Here is a 23844-nt window from a genome sequence, read left to right on the forward strand (position 1 = left end):
CGCAATATTTACAAATTCTTAAGAATTAATTGAGAAAGATTTTTATTTAACAACGATGTTATGATGGTTACAGCGATTTTACTGAATTTCATAATGGGTTATTCTGTGCTTTTTTGGACAGCAATGGTTGAAACCCTTGCCACACCTACAAGGTGATCCTAATTAGGACGGGTAAATCAGTCAATTTCACCCACAACGATGATCTTTTTTTTGTGTAGTTTTATTGCAAAAAAAAAGTTTTTTTGACAAAAAGCACAAAGTATGATATGAACCCAACGTATTTCTGGCTGCCAGTAGTTATTGCAGAGTGGGAGTTGTGGAGAAGGGAAAAGGGAGTGCTGGAGCTTTTTTCAGTCAACAGTTAACAAAACGAAAACTTCGCACCTCACCCTTAAGATAACTGCTATAAATAGACTTTTAATAACCAAAGAAAGAAAGGAATAGTCAGAAAACTAGCAAGGGTAGTGACCACAACTGTGCGGGCCATTAAAGCGGCTGAACCACCGAATTCTGTGACTAAAATGACGGTATTAACGGCGGTGGGCATGGCACTCTGTAGGATAAGAATTTTTAGATCCATACCAGTTAATCCTAAACTACTGCCGATCGCAAATGCCAAAAGAGGAGCGACTAAAAGACGCAAACAGGCCCCTAATAATTCTAATTTACCGATCGCTAATTTTTGCTGAGATAATTGAATACCTAGGATAATTAAAGCCAAAGGAATTGCCGCTTGTCCCAGATAGCTAATACTTTTATCTAATTGCAGGGGAAGATGAAAAGAGAAAGTTTGAAAGCTAATGCCGATAAAAATTGACCAGATTAAGGGCAAGCGAAAAACTAGGCGAAATCCTGAAAGAAAGCTTTTTCCTCGCAAATAAGCGGGACTAATACCAAATAAAAGAATACTAGAGCCAATCATATAGATTATCGCTCTTTCCAGTCCGGCCGCACCCAGGGCAAAACTAGCCACAGGTAAACCCATATTACCGTTATTAGGCATCACGGCGGCAGCCATGAGGCTTTTGCGGGTATCAGCATCGAGACTGAGACAATAGGCCATAATTTCGACGACAATCGCCATTACCAGTGAGATAAGAGCAAAGCCTAGGAGAATTAAACCGATATTGCTGCCGGATAAAGTGGTGCGATAGAGTCCATCAATCACCAAAGCGGGGGCAAGAATATACACCGTGATTTGGGAAAGGGAATGCACTTCCACAGTGAGAATTTTTCCTGCTATCACACCGATGAGGATGATAAAACCCACTGGAACAATAGCGGAGAGGATGACAAGCATTAATCAGGTAAAAAGTAAATAGTAAACAGAAAAAAACTGATCTGATTTTTTAACGGATTTCTGTTATATCTTCGTATAAAGATGCGATCGCGCAGTGAAAATCGATACTAGCTAGATAAATATCTGCTCCTTTGCTGTAGGGATAAAGAACCCAGAATCCTTCATCATTGCGACGAAAACAATCCACACTGATGCGTTCTTGACTGATAAGAACGTATTCTTCTAAAGTTTCAAGGGAACGATAGTCGGCAAATTTATCACCCCGGTCAAAGGCAGCCGTAGTGGGGGATAATACTTCTACAATCAAGCGCGGATAACGGATAAAATCTTCCGAGAAAGACCGATTATCTCGCGAGTCGCAAGTGACCACAAGATCGGGATAAAAATAACTATTAGCTATTTCTAGACGAACTTTCATATCTGTGGCATAGACAAGACAACCACTACCCCGCAGCCGGTTTTTTAAAAGTGTGGCTAAGTTGATAATAATCATACCATGGGCTTTACTTGCACCAGCCATGGCGTAGGTTTGACCGCGAATATATTCGTGTTTATCCTTGGCTATTCTCTCCGTTGCTAAATAATCTTCCGGGGAAAGATAGTTATCGTCAAAGTTAGCAATCATTTGGTTAAATCACCTTTATTGTCTCTAAAATCAATTCTAACTCTCGATCGAGGAGCGGTATATTTTTAAAATTTGTCTGACAAACACCTGCAAATTTTGCCGGTTGATCGGCAAATTATTGAGCTAATTGACCTGCTCGGACAATATCTAGTAAAAAAGCCTTATCCCGCCACATAAATCACTTGCGCTGTCCCTAAAATCTCTCGTTGACGAATCCAATTATGACTCTGCTCGATCGATTTTTTCGTTAGCAAATCAACTTTCCGTCCCAATAAATTCTCTAATTCCCGTTTCATCCTCGAAAACTCCAGAAGTCCCCAAGAAACACTATCTTGAAAACTGACCAGTATATCAATATCGCTATCTGGACGAAAATCTTCCCGCAAAACCGATCCGAATAAACACATTTCAGATATCTGCCATTTCTGACAAAATTCGCTGATTATTTGCTGGGGTAGTTCTATTTTCAATTTTTTCACCTCCCTGTCACCGGTAATCAGTGATCGGTTTTCAGATTTAAGGAGAATTATCGCTAACCACACGAAAACCGATATCATAGAGTCCGGCAGTAGCCAGAAATTTGACCCGGTAGGCCGAGCGACATTTGTTAGGGCCATCATTCCAGGAACCCCCCCGTAAAACTCGTCTGTCCCTATCTTCTATTGTGGCTGCTTCGTAGTTATCGCGCCAGTAATCTGCACACCATTCCCTGACATTTCCGTGCAGGTCGTAGAGTCCGAAAGGGTTAGCGACGGCAAACATTCCTACCGGTGTGGTTTCCCTGCGATCGCATCCTAGGGAACCTTCCCCATAACGACCATAACTGCACACTTTGCCGCCATAATCCCAGTCCACCCCGGAATAGTTGGCTAAATCAGTGGAAATTGTCAGGCCAAAGTGGAAGGGGGTTGATGTACCCCCCCGACAAGCGTATTCCCATTCTTTTTCTGCGGGTAAACGATAATTGAGTCCGGTGAGACGGGATAGGCGATCGCAAAATTCCACCGCTTCCCACCAGTTAATTTGTTCTACTGGGCGATCGTAACCTTCAAAATGGGCCGGATAGGGATTAAGTTCAATATTTACTGGTTCTAATTTTGCCACCTCGCGCCATTGTCGTTGGGTAATTGGGTAGCGACTCAGACAAAAGGCCTGAATATTAACCGGAGATTGGGGACTTTGACTCAATTTCCAGCCTAACTCGCTTTTGGGCGCACCGATGAGGTATTGACCGCTAGGGATAGAAATCATTTCTAAAAAGGTTTTTTTGCTTAAAAAATATTTATAACCTCGATTAGTGACTTTTTCCCGTTTAATTTCCTCACCTTTGCCATTAACAGTGACCACTTCATCGGTAAAATCTAACCATTCTCCCATTCTGCACCCCTCTATCGGTTATCGGTTGATCGGGTTAAGCTGCGGGCCTAGAAAAATCCCAAAACCTACCAGTTTAAGAATAACAAGACTTCGATCGCTTATCCCCCGATGAGTTTTAATTTTAATTAATTTTTTGCTTTGACAGCAAATCGGTTTTTAACAGATGGATTGTTTCCCCTCACTTCTCACCTTCCCACTCCCCATATTAATCGCTGGAGTAATTAACAACTTCTGGGACAATCTCTAATTCTTGTTCACCAATTACAGGTAAATGATTTTTCTGTAAACCCATAGCAGTTAAACAAGTATTAAGAGAGTTTATCGCTTGGTTATAATCCTCAATTTTTTGGTGAATTTCTTCCTGTTTGCGGGCATTATTCGCAATTTTTTCCGCTGCTTCCTGTTCTAAAGTTTGTTCTAGATAAGAACGAGCTTGATTGAACTGTTGTAGAATAGTATCCGCTTGTTTTTTTGCCATTGGTATCAATTGATTTTTCAGAGTATTATTAACAGTTTGGCGGAAGTTTTTATGAATTGTTGCTGATACTTTTGGCTCAAAATCTAACTTAAGTAATTGACGGATAGCAGGTTCGGCAGCAAGAATACTTTCACAGTCATAACCTTGGGCAGTTTGTTGCACAGTTTCCCGAAATTGAAAGATCGAAAAAGTGCCTTCGTTGTAAAAATTATGATTTTCTCTTACATAGCGATCACACTCAGTTTTTGCTTCGGAAATCAAGGCATGAATTAACTGCAATTCTAGCTGTTTTAGCTGACTTTCTAGGTGGCCATCATTGCCTAATAAACGATAGATTTGCCGATAATAATCACCTTGTCTTACCGCATCTAAAAGACGCTGACAAAAGCGACTAATTAAACTGGTTGACTCCTCAATTAACACATCTTCTAGCTGGTTAGACAGATAATAAAAAGCTTCCACTAATACTGCTAATAAAGGTGCTGTAGCATTGCGAGGATGAGTTAAAGTCGCTTGCGAGTAAGCATTTTTAACAGAAAAAGTATTTAATAACTCATCCAATCTTGATACCATTCTCGCTTTCAGTTTCTTAAAGTCTTCCTCAAAGTTTTCATCGCTATTAACCACGATAGCATTGACATAACCCTCGATATGTTTAGTTAATTTCTCTCCCACTTCCTTTAACTCTTGATTGAGGTGATTTAACTCCAGAGCTTTCATCGCCTCAATTTCTCGTGGTTGACTTTCTAAATCACTATAAATCCCTTGATAATAATTTTTGAGAGTAATGCAGAGAGATTGTAAATCATCGGCTAAAGTTGCAAACAATTGCGGACGTTTTTCTTCGGTAAGATAACGAGTAATTGCCCTGCGAAATTCTTCGATACCGCTATCAGCAATTAACTGCTCTAGTAAAGGAGTTCCCCACTCACTTAAAACTCGGAAGTAATTTTTATTAGGAGTTTCATAACCGTGGATGGAAACTTTAAAGGGAGTTGCCAGTAATTTACCAGAGTTGGCACAATAGTTATTAAACTCGCTGACAAATTGCGGTGTTTCTTCTTGTCCTCCTAAATTTTTAACACTTTCGGCAAAGATAGAATCTAACCCATAACGCTGATTAATATTGGTTTGATTTTTCACCTGATACCCATAAAACCCTAAAAGTCCGCTGGTTTTGTAAATGCGGGAAGTATCACGAAATTGCGTTTGAATTAGGTTCTCTAAACGCTGTTTTAGTTGGGCTGAGTACCAGGTTTCATCAATGCGGTTAAAAACATAAAAAACTCGATCACGAATACCAGCATTAGAGCTAATTTTTTCGAGTAATTCCGTTTCTTCTGTGGCTAATTCTCCCGCAGAAGCAGCCTTTAAAACACAAACCACTGCCGAAGTATCAGGATGCTCTATTTTACGATAGGCTAATGCGGCATCTTTTTTGACTGGGGCATCAATACCGGGCAAATCTACCAAAACGTTACCATCTTTAAGGAGAGGATGATGACAGTAATATTCTAGACGTTTTAAGACGGCGCTATTGCTACCACGACGGGCAAAACTTGCCGCTTCTGCTAAATTAGAAAAGTGAAATTGTTCCATGGAATAGGTGGCATTATGCAGCGTATGGATCCGCTCACGATTTTGAGTAAATCCTTCAATTAATAATTTTAAACCCTGAGCTTGTTTAGCTCGCTCGGATTTGCCTTCTCCCCCTTCCTGTTCGATAATTTTTTGACAGTATTGGTTTAACTGACTACAGTATTCGGGGGAATTAATGTTACTGGGATTAGTTAATTGCAGATTTTGACAGACGGTATCGACTAAAGTACGAATTTCTACTTCGCTGAGAAAGGTTAAAACCACTCTTTCCTCATCAGCTTCTGCGTACTCAATATAACATTCTGTACCCGTTGCGTGTCCTTCGGCACTATACAGCAATTCTCGCTCTAAAAGTGCATTGATTAACATTGATTTCCCGGCACTAAAAGCACCGGCAAAAACGATTTCAAATTTGGGAGAAATAACTTTTTGTAGGGCAATTTCTATCTTGCTGGTATCCTGTTGATTGCGGAGAGAGGATTCGCCTTTTAATAGTTCAATTATACTGTTAACATTACCAGCCAGATTACTGCATTGGGGTAAAAGTTCAGTCATGGTAAAACCCAAATCTAGAAGAACAGTGCTATTGTTCCCCAGATTATAACAAAATTCCCTAACTAGATGCCACATCTTTGGTCAGCGATTTAAGCAATCAAAGACAAAGCCATCGTCTTCAATCTAGAATCAGGATTGATTATAATCAATTTAGTACATACAGATTTCCGAGAACCTCCTTAGGTAAAAATTCCCTCCTGAATCCTAGGGTAATGATAATTATGTGGACAAAAATGGCAATAGATAAATTGAGATTAAAAAAAATTCGGCCTATGGGACAGTTGGGATTTTTGTTAGGAACAGTTTTTCTTTTGGGTGGCTGTCATTCTCTGAATGTTATCCAAAATCGTCCCCAACCCTTGCCCCAAGATCAATATATTCAAGTCTATTTTAATTATAATCAAGCCCAGGGTTCAAATTATACCGATCCCTATCGCCAAATTAATCGCCCGGGGGATAATTTAGAACAGGTTATTATTGATCATATCAACTCGGCCAAAAGTTCGATCGATCTAGCGGTGCAAGAGTTACGTTTACCCGCCATCGCTCAAGCTTTAGTTGCTCGTCATCAGCAGGGAATTAAAGTTAGGGTTATTCTCGAAAATATTTACAATAAACCGATTAATAGTTTAGCTAAAAATCAAGAACAATCAAGCGATCGAGAACAGGAACGTTATCAAAACCTTTTTGACTTAGTTGATCTAAATCGAGATGGTAAATTAAGTGCGGAGGAAATCGCCCAAAGAGATGCAATTACTATCCTCAAAAAAGCTGGTATTCCCCTAATTGATGATAGGGCAGATCGCTCAAAAGGTAGCAGTTTAATGCACCATAAATTCATGGTTATTGATAATTACACTACTTTAATCAGTTCAGCTAACTATACCTTAAGTGATATTCATGGAGACTTTTCTAATCCCAAAACTGTCGGGAATGCCAATCACTTATTAGTCATTACTAATCCCCCACTAGCTAGAGTTTTTCAACAAGAATTTAATCTGATGTGGGGAAGGGAAGATCGTCCTAGATTTGGGTTAGATAAACCCCAAAGAAAACCGCAAAAAATTACTATCGGTAATAGTAGTCTGACGGTAAAATTTTCCCCCGATTCTACCACTTATCCCTGGGCAATTACTAGCAATGGTCTCATAGGTGAAACTTTAAATAAAGCTGAAAAATCCGTGAATTTAGCCCTGTTTGTCCTGACGGAACAGCCTTTAGCTAATATTCTCGCCCAACGACATCAAAAAGGGATAGAAATTAAAGCTTTAATTGATCCTAGTTTTGCCTTCCGATACTATAGCGAAGGATTAGATTTATTAGGAGTTGCTCTCAGTAATAAATGTCGTTATGAACCAGATAATCAGCCTTGGCAAAACCCAATTAATACCCTAGGAGTTCCCGCTCTAGCCCGGGGAGATAAATTACACCATAAATTCGGTTTAATCGATGATAAAATTGTGATTACTGGTTCTCATAATTGGTCAGCAGCTGCTAACCACCAAAACGATGAAGCTTTAGTTATTATCGATAATCCCACTGTTGCCGCTCATTTCGAGCGAGAATTTCAAGATCTTTACCGTACCGCTAAATTAGGACTGCCGGAAACTATTAAAAATCGGATCGAACAAGATAGAAAAAACTGCCCCCAATCTGTAACAATTAAAAGCGATCGCTTAATTAATTTAAACACCGCCACAAAAGAAGAACTAGATACTTTACCCGGTATCAGTGGCAAATTAGCCGAAAAAATTATCGCTGCCCGGCAAGAAAAACCCTTTACTTCCCTAGCAGATTTGGAGCGAGTATCGGGAATCGGTAAGGGAAAAATTAGCAAGCTGCAAGGCAAAGTCAGCTGGTAATGATTGCCTCGTCTGTATTTTTTGCCATAGACAAAAACTAGCAATTTTCCCTTGTTACGGCAAGCTAAGTAGGTAGGGTCTGCTGAAAAAGTTTTTCCTGGGGGTAGGAGTCAGTAGCCGGTCGTCAGGAGTCGGTCGTTTCAGGCTTTGTTGCCCTTGTTTTTTGTACCAAGCGATGTACCACAAGAAGGATAATGCAAGGTTTTTGAAAGTCCCAATCCTATTTTCTTGCACTAACATCGGACTTTAACAGGTCAAAAGCCTTATTTTAAAAGGGTTTTACCATTATTCAGCAAGCCCTAGGTAGGTGTTAAAAATCGTTAGATACCCCCCTTATTAAGGGGGGATTAAGGGGGGATCGGCACCCCCCTTATCAAGGGGGGCAGGGGGGATCGAACCCAAAATCTATCTTCTATTTAATTATAACCACTTATTTACCACAGACAAAAAAGGGTTATTTTAACGGTTCGGGAATACTATCGGAAGGAGCCTCAAACTGTCCGGTAATAACGTATTCTAGACGCAATTTTAGCCAAGTAATAAACTGTTGATTGAGAGAAACAATCGCCGCTGCCGGTTGGGGAGTTTTCTTTTTGATATCGGCAAAAGCGGGAGCATCTAAAAAAGCTGGATTGGCAATTAACCAAAAATCAATTTCTTGACCTTTTTCTTGATAATTCCTGATTCTTTCCTTCAAAACTTCCTTTTTGATCGCTTCTTCTTCTAAAAACTTTTGACTGGCTACCAAATAATAATAAGTTGTCATCATCTTTCCTTTAATTTTTCAGTGTAATTGTTCGTTAGTCGGGAGATTAGCTGATAGCTGATGGCTTTTACAATTGTCCACGCATAGCCAATTTCATTTCCCTAACAGCCCGTTCCAACCCGACCAAAACCGCACGACTGATAATTGTGTGACCAATGTTCAATTCTTCCATATTGGGCAAACAGGCGACGGCATAAACATTCCAATAGGTCAAACCGTGACCAGCATTCACCCGCAAACCGAGAGAGGAAGCGTATTCACAACCTTCTTTAAGAATTGTTAATTCTGCTTGACGATCGCTCTCCTGTTGTGCTTCGGCGTATTGACCGGTATGGAGTTCAATAAATTTCGCCCCCGTGTTAGCGGCCGCTTGAATTTGGGCAAAATCGGCATCAATAAACCAACTAACGGGGATATTAGCCGCTTGCAGGCGCTCGACAACCCGACAAAAACGGTCAAAATTGCCCAGCATATCGATCCCCCCTTCCGTGGTCACTTCCTGGCGCTTTTCGGGGACAAGGGTGACATAATCGGGTTTAATATCGAGAGCAATGGCGATCATTTCCTCCGTCGGGGCCATTTCCAGATTCAGATGAGTCCGCACCGTTTGCCGGAGAATCCGCACATCGCGATCTTGGATATGACGACGATCCTCGCGCAAGTGAACGGTAATGCCATCAGCACCACCGATTTCGGCCAAAACTGCCGCCGCCACGGGATCCGGTTCCACGGTGCGGCGCGCTTGGCGAATTGTGGCCACATGGTCGATATTGACACCCAAAGTCAGCAAAGTTGAACCTCCTTGTTTGTTAGTCCAACTTTCCATCTTACCATTGCCGTCAAAAGCGATTACATACTGGGGATATTTAAACCACTGGTCAGTTCTTCCATTTTGCTGCGCATGGTTTCCGTGGAGGCACTATAGGCGACTTTCATGGCTTCTAGAATAGACCCAGCCACAATCTCCAGATCTTGGGAGAGGAGAGCCGGATCGATTTCAATCCCCCGGGGTTCTTGGTTGCCACTGAGATAGACTGTCACCAAGCCATTTTCACTCTGGCCGGGAATTTCCATAGTTTCCAGTTCTTCTTGCAGAACTTTGGCCCCTTGTTGCACCTGTTGCGCTTTTTGGAAAGCGTCTTGTAGTTCTTTAATCTTACCGAGACCGAATCCGAATCCTTGTCCTTGTGCCATGATGTTTTTTTTGTTTAAGGGGTCACTCAAGGTTTTTATTGTACTGCTTAAGGTGAACTGGGGTCAACTTTTGGCCATTTGAGGGCAAAAAGTGATTATTGACAACGATGACTTTCTGACTGGGTTAAGGTTTGAGGGAACTTGTTCTCTCTTAATCCGTCACGGGATGGTCAGAAAGAGAAATCCTAAAAATTATCCTAACCACTCAGTCGATTACCCCACGCCATAATACAATTGTTGCTTTGACGAGGAGAATAGCAATTTTGAACGCCAAAAAAACGGGAATTTTCTTGACAATTGCCCTAAGTTGTGCTTTAGCAGGGAAAGCGGCGATCGCTAATACTTCCCCTTTGGAGGGGACTCGATGGAAACTAAGGGGTTGGACAGCCGGAAGTTTGGTCAAAGAAACGGAAATTACTGCCGCTTTCCAGAAAAATATCCTCAGTGGTTCGGCTGGATGCAACCAGTATAATACCGGCTATCAAGTCAATAATGGCACGTTCCAGATCAACCAAGCGATCGCTACTACCAAAAAAGCTTGTCCGGAACCGCAGATGAAACAAGAAAATCAATATCTGGCCGCCTTGCAAGGAGTGGAACAATTCCAAGTGACGGCTAAAGGCGATTTACAGTTATTTTATCGTACTCCCGAAGGTTTAGGAATACTCACTTTTACCCCCGCACCGACCACCACGCGCACGGAAAAGACAATTTATATCAATTCTAGGAAACAACCCTGTAGCCAAGGACCAACCAAAGACTGTTTACAGATACGAGAAAAACCAGAGGAAAACTGGAGATTGTTCGCCAATAGTATCGAGGGATTTGATTATAAACCGGGATTTTTATATCAAATTAAAGTTAGCATTGAAACCGTCTCCAATCCAGCTAATAATCAAAATTCGGAAACATGGAAGCTATTAGAAGTTATTAGCCAAACCCCAGAAAAAGAGACTCCGCGAGCTTGGTTTGATCGACCGTTAACTAATTGGAATAAAGCCAAGGCACCTATCCCCAAATCTCCCGTTAAAACCGTGATTGATAACCAGTGTCGTGAACAGGTTCGTCCGGCAATTACTGCCAATGATCAAGCGCTTAATAAAGCAGGATGGTTACTGTACGGGTCCGTGCAAACCTATGGTAAAACTAGCGTTATTTCGGCCATGAGTGGAGTGGATGGAATGTGCCGACCGATGGGTTATCAAGACTTTGTTTTTGTCGATGGTAAATTCGCTGGCACTCTTTCCCCGCGACCGATGGATTCCCGCACTGATGGAGCATCTCAGAGAATTGTTTTACAAAATAGCGATCGAATTATTGTGGTTTTTAATCGCTATAAAGACACGGATCCTCTCTGTTGTCCTTCCCAATTAAGTCGCGTTATTTATCAAATCGAAACAGTCAGCGGAGTGCCAGTTGTTGTTCCCAAAGAAGTGGAAACAGAAGCGGTGAGAAACTAATTCAGTTATCAGTTATCAGTTATCAGTTATCAGTTATCAGTTATCAGAATGTAGGTTGGGTTGAAGCATGAAACCCAACGCCCGATTATGTTACGCTACCGCTAACCCATCCTACAAATAATTGTGCCTCCCTACTTAATAGCTTCCTTTTTTATTATATCTCCCGCAAAATTGAGTTTTTAATCGCAGACTTGCTCTTAAAGTCCTTAATTTAAGGATTTTTCCAGAAAAAGATCGCTTTTCTACTGCCAGGAAATAATCTATTTCTTTCTGCTTCTCCTGACTCGGAGAATACTGGCTCGGAGACTCCTCACTTAACGGAAGATTTTTGATTTATGCAGCAGGTTTAGTGATTAGGCACTGATACTAGATAAGTAGTTATAGAATTCTAATAACTCCTCATTAGTTAGCAGTAAACGTGACTTTTTGCCATAGGTAGAAATCAGGTATTCCCGACCTTTTTCTGTGGTCCAAGCTAATCGTTTCATCTCCACATCAATTTTAGTTTTAAGAACTGAATAATCGATTTCTTCGGGAATAACAACAACTGGTTCCGGTTCTGGGGGTTCTTCTTCGGTTAAACTCGCTTCTTCTGGCAATTCTGATAATAAGGAGTAATTATCGGTTTCCATTTCTAATAATAAAGGCTCTGGTTCTGGTAAAGGAATATCCTTAACTTGGGGTAATTCCGGTTCAATTTTAGCTGGGGGAATATCCTTAACTTGGGGTAATTCCGGTTCAATTTTGGCTGGGGGAATATCCTTAACTTGAGGTAATTCCGGTTCAATTTTGGCTTCAGGACGAGGTATTTCAGTGACTTTAGCCGTTTTGGTCGATTTTTTGGCACTAGCGACGGGTTTAGGTAAATCTTCTGGTAGAGAAATATTATTGGGGCTGATTTTTTCCACAGGCTGGAGATCGGGGGTGTTTTCAGCCTCTAAAAGCAGTAAAGCCCGTTCTCTGGCTCTATCTTCGGCGATTTCCACCGTATCTGCCGCAGCTAAACCTGTAACGACCGTTTTTCCCTCAATTTCGACGATCGCTTTCACAATATACTTGCCGTGATCGATTTGAACTAACTCGCTAATCAGGGCAACTTGGGGGTAACGTTGGCGTAACTTTTGCAACATGGTGACTTTTTCGAGTTCTTTTGTACTTATATTAGAATACTCTATCGCAATTATGGAAAAATGTAGCAAGTTCTTGCTAAGATTAAAGGTTAGATAAAATTTTCAGTTCTAGGATTAGCCTTGCCCACAGCAACAAGATTCTACTAGGCTGAAGCTTCTGCCAGAAAGACTAGCGATCGCCGAAAAGTTTGCCGGTGTTCGCTATTGGCTTATACTAACGAAGGCTTCGATAATTCTCAGGGTAGGTTCGGGTGTTCGATGCTTGGTCAGTTTACCTTCACTGTCACCAGCAGCGATCGCAATTACCCCGACAGAGATAATCTCTCGAGTCAATAGTTTGTTTAAATCAATCTTCTCATTATTAAGTATTTAAACTTAATTATTCACGATTCCGTCAGTGTCTTGTAAGTAAGGATTATTGTTAGATGGACTTCTCGATCGCCACACTCCTCTCTCATCTTAGTGATGATAAATTAGCTACGGGTAAACTTCTCGAAAAAAAACTGGGCTGCGAAGACGATCCCGAAAGCTGCGAAAAATTGCAAGTGATTCTCGATGCGTTGGAACGTCTGGGAATGGTTGTCAAAGAACGCGGGCGCTATCGTCGTGTGATCGAGGAAAATGTCGTAGAAGCAAAGCTGCGCTGTTCCAGTAAAGAATTTTGCTTTGCTATCCAAGATATCGAAGATGCTGATGACATCTACGTCTCGAAAAATCATTTAAGTAACGCTTGGAATGGCGATCGAGTTTTAGTCAAAATCATCCGCGAGGGAACCCGTCGTCGTTCCCCGGAGGGAGAGGTGAGATTAATTCTCGAACGGGCTAATCCTTCACTTCTAGCGCAAGTAAAACAGGAAAATGAGCAGTTTGTGGCGGTTCCCCTGGATGATCGCCTGAAATTTACCCTTAATCTCCTCGAAAATGGTCAAAATCTCCAAGAAAACATCGATCACCTCGTTCATGTTTCCGTCCTCCGTTATCCCCTAGGGGAAATGCCTCCCATCGGTAAAGTTACTCGTGTTCTCGGTTCCACGGCCGAGGCCGCTGCCGACACCGATATCGTCTCCTGTAAACACGATCTACCCCATAATTTTCCGCCAGAAGCCCTCGAAATTGCCGATAATTTAGCGGATTTCTTCGATAGTGGCGAAAAAGAACAACTGCGAGATTTAACCCCACTCTTCACCTTTACCATCGAAGATGACAACCCCCTGGATTATCCCCCGATCATTGAAAATGCCTTTTCTTTAGAGAAAATCAACCAAAATCGCTGGCGAGTCGCCATTCATATCAGCGATGTGGCCCGTTACATTGAACGGGGGGGATTATTGGATAAAGTTGCCAAAAAACGGGGAACTGCCGTCTATTTAGGCGAAAAAGTGCTGCCATTAGTCCCAGCTGCCGTTACCAGTCGTTGTTCCCTGTCACCGCAAGAACAGCGCCCCGCTATTTCTATCCTCGTCACCCTCGATGACAAGGGGGAGCTAGTGGAGTACGAAATCACCCGCAGCCTCATCCAAGTGGATCAACATTTTACCTATCAACAGGTGCGCGATCTGCTCAGTGAAGAAGATAGCGAAGCTGCCCCCACCGATACCGTTGAAACCCTGAAAGATTTATTTTTTAGCGTTTGCCCCACCCTAAAATCCCAACGTCTGCAGCGGGGTAGTTTTGATATTCAATTAGACAAAATCTCTCCCTACAAAGACGAAGGACGGGGGGGGACTGTTCTCGCTTCTAATAATTTACCGGCCCGTTCTTTACTGACAGAAGTGGCAATTTTAGCCGGCAAAGTCGTCGCTGAACATTTGCAAGCTTTACACTTACCCTGTATCTACTGTGGACAATCGGAACCGGATTGGGATGAATTGGAGGATTTACTCAAATTAGCCAATAATTTAGGGGCAGAATTAAATTTAACTGCCGAGGAGGAGATTAAACCCAATGACTATCAAAATCTCACCCGCATTTTTTCCGCTTCCACATCGGTGAAAGTCCTCAATTATCTCCTGCAAGAAACTCTCAAATTAGTTAGATATAGCAGCCATCCTTTACACCATTTTGGTTTGGCCTATCCTGGCAATTATACCCACTGTCTCTCACCCCTGCAAAGATATGCCGATCTTTGGGTACAACGGGTGTTAAAAATCTTATTAACAGAAGGGAAAGATCGCCGCAGCAAAATCGTCAAAGTCGGGGTTAATTTGGGCAGTAATAGCTGTCATGGACAGATTCATTGGAATATTCTACCAAGTCAAATTCAGGAGGAGTTAGAAGAAGAAAGCCACCTCATTGTTTCCCATCTCAATGATCGCTCAAAAATTGCTGAAGATGCGGAAAAAGACCTAGAAGGATTGAAAAAAGCCGAGAAAATGAAAGAAAGAATGGGTCAAGTTTTTCGCGGCTTAATTACCGGTGTACAATCCTATGGTTTCTTCGTGGAAATTTCCGATTTATTAGTGGAAGGGTTGGTCCATGTTTCTTCTCTCAAGGATGATTGGTATGAATATCGGGCCCGTCATAGCTGTTTGGTAGGACGGAAAAATCGCGTTGCCTATCGTCTCGGTGATGAGGTAGAAGTGGAAGTAAAAGATGTAGACTATTATCGTCAGCAAATCGATCTAGTTACGGTTAGCGGTGGCAGTTCAGCAAGTTATGACGACTTAGAAGAAGATTAATTATGAATCAACCAACCACCGAAAAAATCGGGAAAACCCGCTTTATTCTGCCCTTTTTATGCGGTATTTTTCTCTTTTTAACTGGCTGTGTCCGTTACGATGTGGGCATTAATTTTCCCCACCAACACCACGGGGAAATTATTCAACATATCACCCTCGGACAACGCTTAACCAGTCTCAGTCAAACCGAAGCCACTAAATGGTTAAATAGTATCGAACAGAGGGCAAAATTACTTAAGGGGAAAACCGCTCATATTTCCGAACGAGAAATAATGGTGACTATTCCCTTTAGTAATAGTCAGGAATTAGAGGAAAAATTCAATCAGTTTTTTGATCCTAGTTCTTCCTTTAAAATCAAAAACTCTGCTAATACCGATGATATAAAGTTACTGCAACTAGACTCAAAACTGGCAGTTACAGAACGAGATTGGTTCTTTTTGACTCAGAAAAACTTAAAATTAACCGTTGATTTGCGGGCTTTAGGTGTACTTTCTGAACAGGGAAATATTATCGTTAGTCCCGGTTCTTTAGTCGATATCGACTTCGCTTTAAAGACTCCCTTAGCTGGTCAAAATATTGAAGATGACTCAGGATTAAATCCCCCGGTAGAACAAGTTGATGATCAGTTAATTTGGCATTTAAAACCGGGAGACATTAACACCATTACGGCAGCTTTTTGGGTTCCTAACTATTTAGGTATCGGCACAATAGTTATTGTTTTAATAACAGTTTTTGCCTATTACTTGAAATATAAACGCTTGCCCGGTGTATCCCCATCGACTTAAATTGAGAGGGCAACTAAGTAGTTAGTGTTAAAAACTGTCAGACACCCCCCTTATCAAGGGGGGATTAAGGGGGGATCCATCTTCAATTTAATTATAAACAGCCACTTATTGACCAAAATTTAATGATCAATGGGGTAAAAATTAGCCAACTCTAAAACTGATCTAAAAATTAGCCCGCAATAGGGAAAATCTTGGCTAGGATCAAATCATAGTCATAATTGAGACTAGACGAGTTTCCCTTTTTTTACTTTATTACTGGCAATTACAGTTATGGTTAGCAATATTCCCTTTTCTATCCCCGAACATAGCCTCGATCGAGATTGTACCACCCTCTCTCGTCACGTCCTGCAACAACTACAAAGCTTTTCCTCCGACGCGCAGGATTTAAGCGCAATTATGAGTCGGATTGCCCTAGCGGGGAAATTAATTGCCCGTCGTCTCAGTAAAGCGGGATTAATGGCGGATGTGCTAGGTTTTACCGGAGAAACCAACGTACAAGGGGAATCAGTCAAGAAAATGGACGTTTTTGCCAATGAAGTATTTATCTCGGTTTTTAAGCAAAGTGGTTTAGTTTGCCGTCTTGCTTCCGAGGAAATGGATAAACCCTATTATATCCCAGAAAACTGTCCCATCGGTCGCTATACCCTACTCTACGACCCGATCGATGGTTCTTCCAATGTGGATATTAACCTAAATGTGGGTTCGATTTTTGCCATCCGTCAACAGGAAGGCAATGATTTAGACGGAGAGGCGCGGGATTTACTGCAAAATGGTCGTCAACAAATCGCCGCCGGTTATATTCTCTATGGACCCTCGACTATTTTAGTTTACTCGATCGGTCGCGGTGTTCATGCCTTTGTTCTTGACCCCAGTTTAGGGGAATTTATCCTCGCCCAAGAGAATATTATTATCCCCGATCACGGTCCGATTTATAGTACCAATGAGGGCAATTTTTGGCAGTGGGATGAGGCAATTCGCGACTATACTCGTTATGTCCACCGTCATGATGGTTACACGGCCCGTTACAGTGGGGCATTAGTGGGAGATATCCATCGAATTTTAATGCAGGGTGGTGTTTTTCTCTATCCGGGTACTGTTAAAAATCCCCAGGGAAAATTGCGCTTAATTTATGAAACTGCCCCCCTTGCTTTTTTAATTGAACAGGCAGGAGGTAAAGCTAGTGATGGGGTGACAAATCTTTTAGATATCGTTCCCGATAAATTACACTACCGCACACCTTTAGTGATCGGTAGTGTCGAAGATGTTAAATTGGTGGAGTCTTTTATCGCTGATCGCCGTCATCGCGATCGAGTTTAACTTATAGTTTTATTTAGAGATATTGACATGGATTTACAATATCTGAAGTGGACTAAAAATGTAAGGCGACACGATGGTACATGGGCATATCGGGAATATAAGGTTTCTAATTCCTTCAAACTGGCATGGAAAGACGATGAAGTCAATGCCAATAAACCCGAAAAAGGTAGTTTGATACTACTCAGACAGCAAGGGTATGTTACCCATTTAGTAAAAGTTCTCGACTGCAAAGCCGAACGTGAAATTGGCAAGGATAATTACGACATCTATCGAATTGTTGAGGTGCTTTGGGCTATTGATTTTGATAATCCACCTGTATCAGCCAAAGTAGATGCGATGTTTGATTATCGAGTCAGGTATCAAGGTGGGAATGTGATGGAATTGGAGAAGTTACCAACTTTCAGACAGCGTTGGGATGACGATGGCGGTTTGGGGGGATTCCAAACTTACATTCAGAATTTATTGGGGCTGTCAAGCAATGACTAAGATCCTTGTTAAGCTTGTGTTATAGTATTGAGCAGATATAGAGTAACTGCTATGACTGCTATGGTTCAGGAACTTTTAGATACCTTTGACCGCTTGACAGACTCAGAGCGCTCAGATTTGCTATTAGAGATTCTGAAGCGGACAATTCACCTGGATTTTCCGCCCTTATCTGATGAAGATCTAGTCCTCAATGCCGAGGGAATTTTTCTAGAATTAGATGATCAGGAAGCTTCCTATGGATAGCCCTGATCGTGGTCAGGTTTGGCTGGTTGATCTGGGTTATGTGGCCAAAGTCAGACCCTGTTTGGTTATCAGTATTCCTGCGCGCAATCAAGAGCGTGCCTTAGCGACTCTGGTTCCACATACGACAAGCTCTCGTGGTTCAAGATTTGAAGTGAAAGTCCAAGCTCGCTTCCTTAGAGAAGGAGTCTTTGATGTACAAAACATCGTTACAATTCCCCATGCAAAGCTTTTGCGTAAATTAGGAAATCTGACATCTGAGCAAATGATGGAGGTTGAGAATGTGTTACTTTTTTGGCTAGGGTTTGAAGAGAGGAATGCTCAAGAAAGCGAAGATTAGTCTGTGCGCTAGTTGCAGCGGAAACATAATCAATAGTTAGGGTTTGCGGCAAAAAGTTTTTCGTGGGGTGTGGGGTGTTTAGGTTTATTCAGCAAGCCCTAAATACAATCGAATCCCTTTGGGATAATTATTCTAGTATGAGAACATGAGTTGTTCTTAAGGAGCTATCTAAGTCATGACGATCACTACAGAAGATTTGCTGTTATCTTTGCCGCTAGTTAGCAGTGAAGAAATGTTAGCTGAAATAAGTTTTTTAAAAGCAGATTTAGAAAGACTATTTACTTCCGATCAATCCCTTAATTTCTCCAAGGAATATCAAAATGATTATTTAAAAATTACTGAAGTTATAGAAAAAATCAGAGCAGCTCAAACTCCACCTCAAGCGGAGAATATTTATTCTCTTGAATATCAACCAATAACAAGAGAATTTCAAGCTAAGTATTGTGAAGTTTTGTCTGCTGATAGCTTAAAAAAAATGGCATATTATGATAATTATTTACGGAGTTTTATCGAGTTATTTCGAGTGAAGAAAATACTGTTAGATGCTTTGTTAAAATCAACAGATAAATCCGCTCAATATAATCGTATTTGCTTCGGTCTTACCATACTCTCAGAGATAATAATAGAAAAATATATTGGCTATTTTCCCCACAACTACCTAGAATCTTTTAAGATGATCGCCAAGGCTTTTTTAAATGATCCTAGCTTGCAACCAGAGAAAAAAAGTCAGTTTAAGCAAGTTTTAATCTCTTTAAAGAATACGGCTAGAGCAATCCTCTGGCAAATACAAGAATACGAAAATCAAGAAACTAAACCTCTCAATTGGACAGACTTTTATACGTCGAATAAATCCGATACTGATCAAGTGCAGAAACAAAAAAATCAGCCAGCGATCGCATGGGCAAAATCTCGCTTAGAACAGTTAGAAAATCTGAGAAAAGTTAAGGGATGGGATTAAAAGAGTGATTGTAATTCTGGACTCTAACATTTTAAGCTTATTAGTAACCCCGATCGGTGAAGACTGGCCAGAAGATCAAAAGTTATTTACAGAAGTTTATCAATGTACCGAATGGTTTTATCGTCTGCTGGCAAGAGGAGCTTTTCTGACTTCATCTGATCTATGTGATTATGAGGTTAGACGAGAATTGATGAGGATAAAAAGTAAAAGCGTGCAAGAATTAGATAAGTTAAGGAATGTAATTGAGTTTCAGAAAGTCAGTTTTATTTTACTACAAAAAGCCGCTGATCTTTGGGCTGAGTTGAGAGCAACAGGTCAACCAAACAAAGTTAAAGAAAATATTGATATAGATTGTATCCTATCGGCTCAATGGTCGCTACTCAAAGAAAAATATCCCAGTCGTCGGGTTATTATTGCCAGCAAAAATATCAAAGATTTCCAAAACATTACTGATTGCTCCCTCTGGGAAGATATACATTATTAAAGCCAAACCGCTTGCTTTTATTTTTTTTCAATAATACTTATAGATCCAAGGCAATCTATTTGCCGCCCGAAAATTCCCCCCATAATCTTGAGAATTTTTTGATAAATAGGACTCGATCGAGGATAATTAGAAGAAATATTTTGACTCATAACCAAATCTAATCAAGAAGCCCAGTGACGATTCCCCTCCTAGAGTTGTTTGTATTCGCCACCGTTTTGTGCGGATTTTTAGGAACATTCCTGAAAAAAAACTTAATCATGAAGATTATCGCCATGGATGTCATGAGTACGGGCGTTATCGCCTACTATGTGGTGATTTCTTCCCGTGACGGTTTATTTACTCCCATCCTCAGTACAGTTAAACAGCAAAATTACGCTGATCCTGTACCCCAAGCAGTGATTTTAACAGCGATCGTCATCGGTTTTTCGATTCAGGCGTTAATGCTGGTGGGAGTAATGAAATTAGCTAAAGATAACCCCACCCTCGACAGCAGCGAGATAGAAAAAAATAACACACCATGAATACTTTAACGATCGCTTGGATAAGTTTACCCTTTTTGATCGGCTTTATCATCTATTTATTGCCGCGATTAGACAAATATCTGGCTCTCGCCACCACTATTATCTCTCTCGCCTATTCTCTCCTTCTATTTAGCCAATCCTCCCCCATAACCCTCAACCTACTAGATAATTATGGCGTGAGACTGGTAGCCGATCAGTTAAGTGCCTATTTTATCCTCACCAATGCCCTGGTGACGATGGCAGTTATTTTTTATAACTGGGAAAGTAGCAAAACCGCCTTTTTTTACGCCCAAGCTATCATTCTCCACGGCAGCATTAATTCTGTCTTCGTCTGTGAGGATTTTATTAGCGTTTACGTTGCCCTAGAAGTAATTAGTATTGCCGCTTTTCTGGTGATTGCCTATCCTCGCAGCGATCGCTCTCTCTGGGTGGCACTGCGTTATCTGTTTATCAGCAATGTGGCGATGTTATTTTACCTTATCGGTGCAGTTTTAGTCTATAAAGCCAATAATTCCTTTGCTTTTGCCGGTTTAAAGGACGCACCTCCCGAAGCCTTGGCTTTAATCTTCATGGGATTATTAGTCAAAGGGGGAATCTTTGTCTCGGGATTATGGCTACCGATGACACACTCGGAATCGGAAACCTCCGTCTCGGCGCTGATGTCGGGGGTGGTGGTAAAAGCTGGCATTTTTCCCCTCCTGCGCTGTGCTTTAATCCTAGAGGATTTGGATGTCCTAATTCGGCTTTTCGGGGTGCTAACGGCGATTTTTGGCGTGTCATACGCAGTGTTTGAAAAGGATAGCAAGCGGATGTTAGCCTTCCATACTATTTCCCAGTTAGGTTTTATTTTAGCCGCCCCGGTAGTCAGTGGTTTTTATACCCTTACCCACGGATTAGTTAAATCTTCCCTATTTCTATTAGCGGGAGTTTTACCCAGTCGCAATTTTAAAGAATTACAGCAACAATCGATCCCTAATTCCCTCTGGATTGCCCTAGTGGTTGCTAGTTTTTCTATCTCTGGATTCCCCCTATTATCTGGTTTTGGGGCAAAAGCGTTAACGATGAAAAATTTAGTCCCCTGGCAAGAGATTATGATCAATCTTGTGGCGGTGGGGACGGCGATTTCCTTTGCTAAATTTATCTTTTTACCCCACGCAGGTGGCGAAAGTAAACAGAAGCTAACTATCGGTTTCTGGATAGCAATAATTCTACTCCTTGCCGCCCTATTTTTATCCAATGCTGTCTATGTTGAAGCTTATAATCTTCCCAATATTATCAAAGCTTTAGCCGTCATCGGTGCGGGGTGGTGGTTATATCTGGGAGTTTTCAAAAAGTTATCCCTAAAATTATCGCGAGCTTGGGAACAATTTGATCATCTCATCGGTATGATGAGTATAATGTTAGTTCTATTGTTTTGGATGGTTTTAGCATGATTGGACATATAATTCTGCGTTTAACTATGTGGTTTTTGCTCACCGCTAATTTTACCCCCGCTAATATTATGATCGGGGTGGCTATTGCTTTTCTTTTGCCTCGTAATTTCGCCTCTAGCGAAACTTTAGGCGATTGGTTAAAGGTAATAATTAAAGTTTTGCTGGCTATTCCCCAAGCTTATAAGGAAGCGTTTGAAATTATCTTTCGTCCCCACAAGGAAGAAGAAATTATTTTAGAGAGAATTTCGGGTAAACGTTCACCCAGATTGGCTTTTTGGGATATATTTCTCATTACTTTTACCCCGAAAACTATCGTCACCGAATACAAGGAAAATGAGGGTTATGAAGTTCATGTAATTAAACGGAGTAACCAGGGATGAATATTGTTCTCATTGCCATGATTGTCGCCCTATTAATTCCCCTTTATGAAGTGGCAAAAAATGATGATATTTGGCAAAAAATGGCCGCCTTTGCCAGTGCTTCCAGTAAATCATCGATTATTATTCTAGTGGTTTCAGTTCTGCGGGATGATTGGATGATTGGAGTGGTAGCAGTGATTATTCTCAGTGTCGGTAATGCCGGCTTTATGTTATTAGCACAAATTCTTAAACGACTGAACGAATCATGATTGACATTTTGAGTTATATCTGTATCGCTATCGGAGTTTTTTTCTGGTTTTGGGGAACGGCGCATCTTTTAGACAAGCGCTCGGTATTATATAAATTACACGGTCTATCTGTCGCTGATACCTTGGGTTCCATGGCGATTATTTTCGGGCTACTTTTGAAAGTTCCCCACAATTGGCCTTTATTATTATTGGCAATAATTTCCCTAGCAATTTGGAACACCATGTTAGGCTACGTTTTAGCTTATACTTCTAGCGATCGAGAGTAAAATTAAAGATGAATGAAAGTTATCTCTATGTTATTGTTGCCCTCTTGCCTTTAACTGCGGCGATGGTAATGTTACAATCCAATCCCTACCAAGCTCTAGTAATTCGCGGGGTTTTGGGAGCAATAGCCGCTTTAGTTTATGCTTTATTAGGGGCGGCAGATGTGTCTTTAACCGAAGCTTTGATGGGAACCATGTTAGCCGTAACTCTCTACGCGGTGGCGATTCGTTCCTCTTTAGTGATGCGTTTAGGAGTAATTGCCGAGGAAAACGATACAGTTTTAGAACAGTTAAAAACTCAACTACAAACGGTTTTAAGTAAACGTTTTATGCGTTTAGAATTAGTTGCCTACAGTGATAAACAAGCTTTGCAACAGGCACTTAGGGATAAGGATATTCATGCCGTCTGTATCCGTCAAGACAATCCAGAAACTATCCCCTACGAAACCACAATTAGATTACCCTATCTCTACGATATTTTTAAAAATGAATTAACGGCAGCCAACACAACTTTAACCTGTATTGAAACCCGAAAATTAGAGGAGAAACACTAATGAAATGGATTTATACTCTAGCCGCCATTGCCTTCGCTATCAAAATGGTAATTATTCCCAATACTGCTTCCTCTGTATCATCCTTAGAAATTGTTGAATCCCTGGTGCGCGACGGTGGTGTTCCTAATGCGGTTTCGGTAGTTATTTTTCGTAATCGTCTCTACGATACCATCTATGAAGTGGTTGTTTTTACCATTGCCATTATGGGGGCAAATTTTCTTTTAGCCACCGAAAAACCCGCCAGTAAAATCCATCAATTTACCGACCAACCTTCAATTATTTTAGCCCGTTTAGGGGCAACAATTACCGCTTTAGTGGGCATTGAATTAGCTATCCGCGGACATTTAAGTCCGGGGGGAGGTTTTGCCGCCGGAGTCGCCGGAGGTACAGCAATTGGTTTAATAGCAATTATCTCGTCTCCCGAATGGATGCAAGCAATTTATCGCCGTTGGCAAGCGGCAACATGGGAGAAAATTTCCGTCTTAGTTTTTATTGTTTTGGCTGCCATTACTCTCTCAGGATTTGAGTTACCCCACGGGGAATTAGGTGCGCTATTTAGTGGCGGCATTTTACCGATACTAAATATTTTAGTCGCCGTTAAAGTAGCTTTAGGTTCCTGGGCAGTAATCCTCGTTTTTATCCGCTATCGCGGTTTATTGTGAGAGGTTAATATCTATATCTATAGCTTTAGGTCAAAACTGGGGATTAACCGATGAGCATAACATGACTTGATGGTTGAAAAAATGCTATAGTAATTTTGTTGCCCTCCTCAAGAATCAATAGGCATCTAATGATTCTGCTAAAAGAACTC

General features: G+C 41.2%; 26 protein-coding genes. 17 read left to right on the top strand and 9 right to left on the bottom strand.

All coding sequences use genetic code 11. The features are described from left to right. Positions 1-403 precede the first annotated feature (403 nt). From IM477_RS09325 to IM477_RS09345, 5 genes are all read right to left on the bottom strand, one after another. Complete coding sequence (locus tag IM477_RS09325) at positions 404-1300, bottom strand: AEC family transporter (protein ID WP_190722160.1); 897 nt, start codon at positions 1298-1300, stop codon at positions 404-406. Between the two features lie 49 nt (positions 1301-1349). Next, positions 1350-1925 carry a Uma2 family endonuclease gene (locus IM477_RS09330; RefSeq protein WP_287731471.1) on the bottom strand — a complete coding sequence of 192 codons (576 nt, stop codon included), beginning with the start codon at positions 1923-1925 and terminating at the stop codon, positions 1350-1352. A gap of 161 nt (positions 1926-2086) precedes the next feature. Next, positions 2087-2482 (bottom strand): nucleotidyltransferase family protein, encoded by a 396-nt coding sequence (locus tag IM477_RS09335; protein ID WP_002761398.1) that lies wholly within the window; start codon positions 2480-2482, stop codon positions 2087-2089. Further along, positions 2442-3302 carry a formylglycine-generating enzyme family protein gene (locus IM477_RS09340; RefSeq protein WP_002761399.1) on the bottom strand — a complete coding sequence of 287 codons (861 nt, stop codon included), beginning with the start codon at positions 3300-3302 and terminating at the stop codon, positions 2442-2444. The genes IM477_RS09335 and IM477_RS09340 overlap by 41 nt, the downstream gene beginning before the upstream one ends. 205 nt (positions 3303-3507) lie before the next feature. Then, on the bottom strand, positions 3508-5934 hold the full coding sequence (locus tag IM477_RS09345) for a dynamin family protein (RefSeq protein ID WP_190722170.1): 2427 nt from the start codon (positions 5932-5934) through the stop codon (positions 3508-3510). Between the two features lie 221 nt (positions 5935-6155). On the opposite strand from IM477_RS09345, the gene IM477_RS09350 reads away from it, so the two are divergent. Then, the gene (locus tag IM477_RS09350; protein WP_287731473.1) at positions 6156-7796 is read left to right on the top strand and encodes a DUF655 domain-containing protein; all 1641 of its coding nucleotides are present in this window, start codon (positions 6156-6158) and stop codon (positions 7794-7796) included. A 454-nt stretch (positions 7797-8250) separates the two neighbouring features. Here the strand turns inward: IM477_RS09350 and IM477_RS09355 are convergent, their stop codons facing one another. The 3 genes from IM477_RS09355 to IM477_RS09365 all read right to left on the bottom strand — a co-directional run bounded on the left by IM477_RS09355 (position 8251) and on the right by IM477_RS09365 (position 9756). After that, the gene (locus IM477_RS09355) at positions 8251-8562 is read right to left on the bottom strand and encodes an MgPME-cyclase complex family protein (RefSeq protein ID WP_287731505.1); all 312 of its coding nucleotides are present in this window, start codon (positions 8560-8562) and stop codon (positions 8251-8253) included. Between the two features lie 67 nt (positions 8563-8629). Continuing rightward, a complete protein-coding gene (locus IM477_RS09360) occupies positions 8630-9352 on the bottom strand; it encodes a pyridoxine 5'-phosphate synthase (RefSeq protein WP_287731507.1) in 723 nt (240 codons plus the stop codon). Between the two features lie 59 nt (positions 9353-9411). Then, the gene (locus IM477_RS09365) at positions 9412-9756 is read right to left on the bottom strand and encodes a YbaB/EbfC family nucleoid-associated protein (protein WP_193959692.1); all 345 of its coding nucleotides are present in this window, start codon (positions 9754-9756) and stop codon (positions 9412-9414) included. A 263-nt stretch (positions 9757-10019) separates the two neighbouring features. Between IM477_RS09365 and IM477_RS09370 the strand changes: the two genes are divergently transcribed. Beyond that, the gene (locus IM477_RS09370; protein WP_287731475.1) at positions 10020-11216 is read left to right on the top strand and encodes a DUF4377 domain-containing protein; all 1197 of its coding nucleotides are present in this window, start codon (positions 10020-10022) and stop codon (positions 11214-11216) included. Positions 11217-11569: 353 nt separating this feature from the next. Here IM477_RS09370 and IM477_RS09375 read toward each other — a convergent pair whose 3' ends face one another. After that, complete coding sequence (locus IM477_RS09375) at positions 11570-12346, bottom strand: slr1353 family protein (protein WP_287731477.1); 777 nt, start codon at positions 12344-12346, stop codon at positions 11570-11572. A 425-nt stretch (positions 12347-12771) separates the two neighbouring features. Here IM477_RS09375 and IM477_RS09380 point away from each other — a divergent pair, with 425 nt between their 5' ends. The 15 genes from IM477_RS09380 (at position 12772) to IM477_RS09450 (ending at position 23695) form a co-directional block, all read left to right on the top strand. Next, positions 12772-15024, top strand: a complete 2253-nt coding sequence (locus tag IM477_RS09380; protein WP_287731479.1) for a ribonuclease R family protein — start codon at positions 12772-12774, stop codon at positions 15022-15024. 2 nt (positions 15025-15026) lie between these two features. Continuing rightward, the gene (locus tag IM477_RS09385; RefSeq protein ID WP_287731482.1) at positions 15027-15809 is read left to right on the top strand and encodes a DUF3153 domain-containing protein; all 783 of its coding nucleotides are present in this window, start codon (positions 15027-15029) and stop codon (positions 15807-15809) included. A 270-nt stretch (positions 15810-16079) separates the two neighbouring features. Continuing rightward, complete coding sequence (gene fbp / locus IM477_RS09390) at positions 16080-17126, top strand: class 1 fructose-bisphosphatase (RefSeq protein WP_002783121.1); 1047 nt, start codon at positions 16080-16082, stop codon at positions 17124-17126. 27 nt (positions 17127-17153) lie between these two features. Beyond that, complete coding sequence (locus IM477_RS09395; RefSeq protein ID WP_287731484.1) at positions 17154-17612, top strand: hypothetical protein; 459 nt, start codon at positions 17154-17156, stop codon at positions 17610-17612. 51 nt (positions 17613-17663) lie between these two features. Next, positions 17664-17855 carry a hypothetical protein gene (locus tag IM477_RS09400; protein WP_287731486.1) on the top strand — a complete coding sequence of 64 codons (192 nt, stop codon included), beginning with the start codon at positions 17664-17666 and terminating at the stop codon, positions 17853-17855. After that, a complete protein-coding gene (locus tag IM477_RS09405) occupies positions 17848-18192 on the top strand; it encodes a type II toxin-antitoxin system PemK/MazF family toxin (protein WP_287731488.1) in 345 nt (114 codons plus the stop codon). Before IM477_RS09400 ends, IM477_RS09405 begins: the two co-directional genes overlap by 8 nt. Positions 18193-18367: 175 nt before the next feature. Further along, a complete protein-coding gene (locus tag IM477_RS09410; RefSeq protein WP_287731490.1) occupies positions 18368-19150 on the top strand; it encodes a hypothetical protein in 783 nt (260 codons plus the stop codon). 4 nt (positions 19151-19154) lie between these two features. Further along, on the top strand, positions 19155-19634 hold the full coding sequence (locus IM477_RS09415; protein WP_287731491.1) for a PIN domain-containing protein: 480 nt from the start codon (positions 19155-19157) through the stop codon (positions 19632-19634). A gap of 173 nt (positions 19635-19807) precedes the next feature. Next, a complete protein-coding gene (locus IM477_RS09420) occupies positions 19808-20155 on the top strand; it encodes an NADH-quinone oxidoreductase subunit K (protein ID WP_002761414.1) in 348 nt (115 codons plus the stop codon). Next, positions 20152-21588 (top strand): cation:proton antiporter, encoded by a 1437-nt coding sequence (locus IM477_RS09425; RefSeq protein ID WP_287731493.1) that lies wholly within the window; start codon positions 20152-20154, stop codon positions 21586-21588. The genes IM477_RS09420 and IM477_RS09425 overlap by 4 nt, the downstream gene beginning before the upstream one ends. Beyond that, positions 21585-21968 (top strand): Na+/H+ antiporter subunit E, encoded by a 384-nt coding sequence (locus IM477_RS09430; protein ID WP_287731494.1) that lies wholly within the window; start codon positions 21585-21587, stop codon positions 21966-21968. The genes IM477_RS09425 and IM477_RS09430 overlap by 4 nt, the downstream gene beginning before the upstream one ends. Then, a complete protein-coding gene (locus tag IM477_RS09435; protein ID WP_002739224.1) occupies positions 21965-22216 on the top strand; it encodes a hypothetical protein in 252 nt (83 codons plus the stop codon). Before IM477_RS09430 ends, IM477_RS09435 begins: the two co-directional genes overlap by 4 nt. Further along, positions 22213-22482: a monovalent cation/H(+) antiporter subunit G gene (locus IM477_RS09440; protein WP_287731495.1), complete on the top strand. Its 270-nt coding sequence runs from the start codon at positions 22213-22215 to the stop codon at positions 22480-22482. Before IM477_RS09435 ends, IM477_RS09440 begins: the two co-directional genes overlap by 4 nt. 8 nt (positions 22483-22490) lie before the next feature. Next, on the top strand, positions 22491-23033 hold the full coding sequence (locus IM477_RS09445; RefSeq protein WP_287731497.1) for a DUF4040 domain-containing protein: 543 nt from the start codon (positions 22491-22493) through the stop codon (positions 23031-23033). Further along, complete coding sequence (locus IM477_RS09450; RefSeq protein WP_287731498.1) at positions 23033-23695, top strand: Na(+)/H(+) antiporter subunit B; 663 nt, start codon at positions 23033-23035, stop codon at positions 23693-23695. Before IM477_RS09445 ends, IM477_RS09450 begins: the two co-directional genes overlap by 1 nt. Positions 23696-23844 lie beyond the last annotated feature (149 nt).

Source organism: Microcystis sp. M090S1, assembly GCF_020246295.1.
Taxonomy (GTDB): domain Bacteria; phylum Cyanobacteriota; class Cyanobacteriia; order Cyanobacteriales; family Microcystaceae; genus Microcystis; species Microcystis aeruginosa.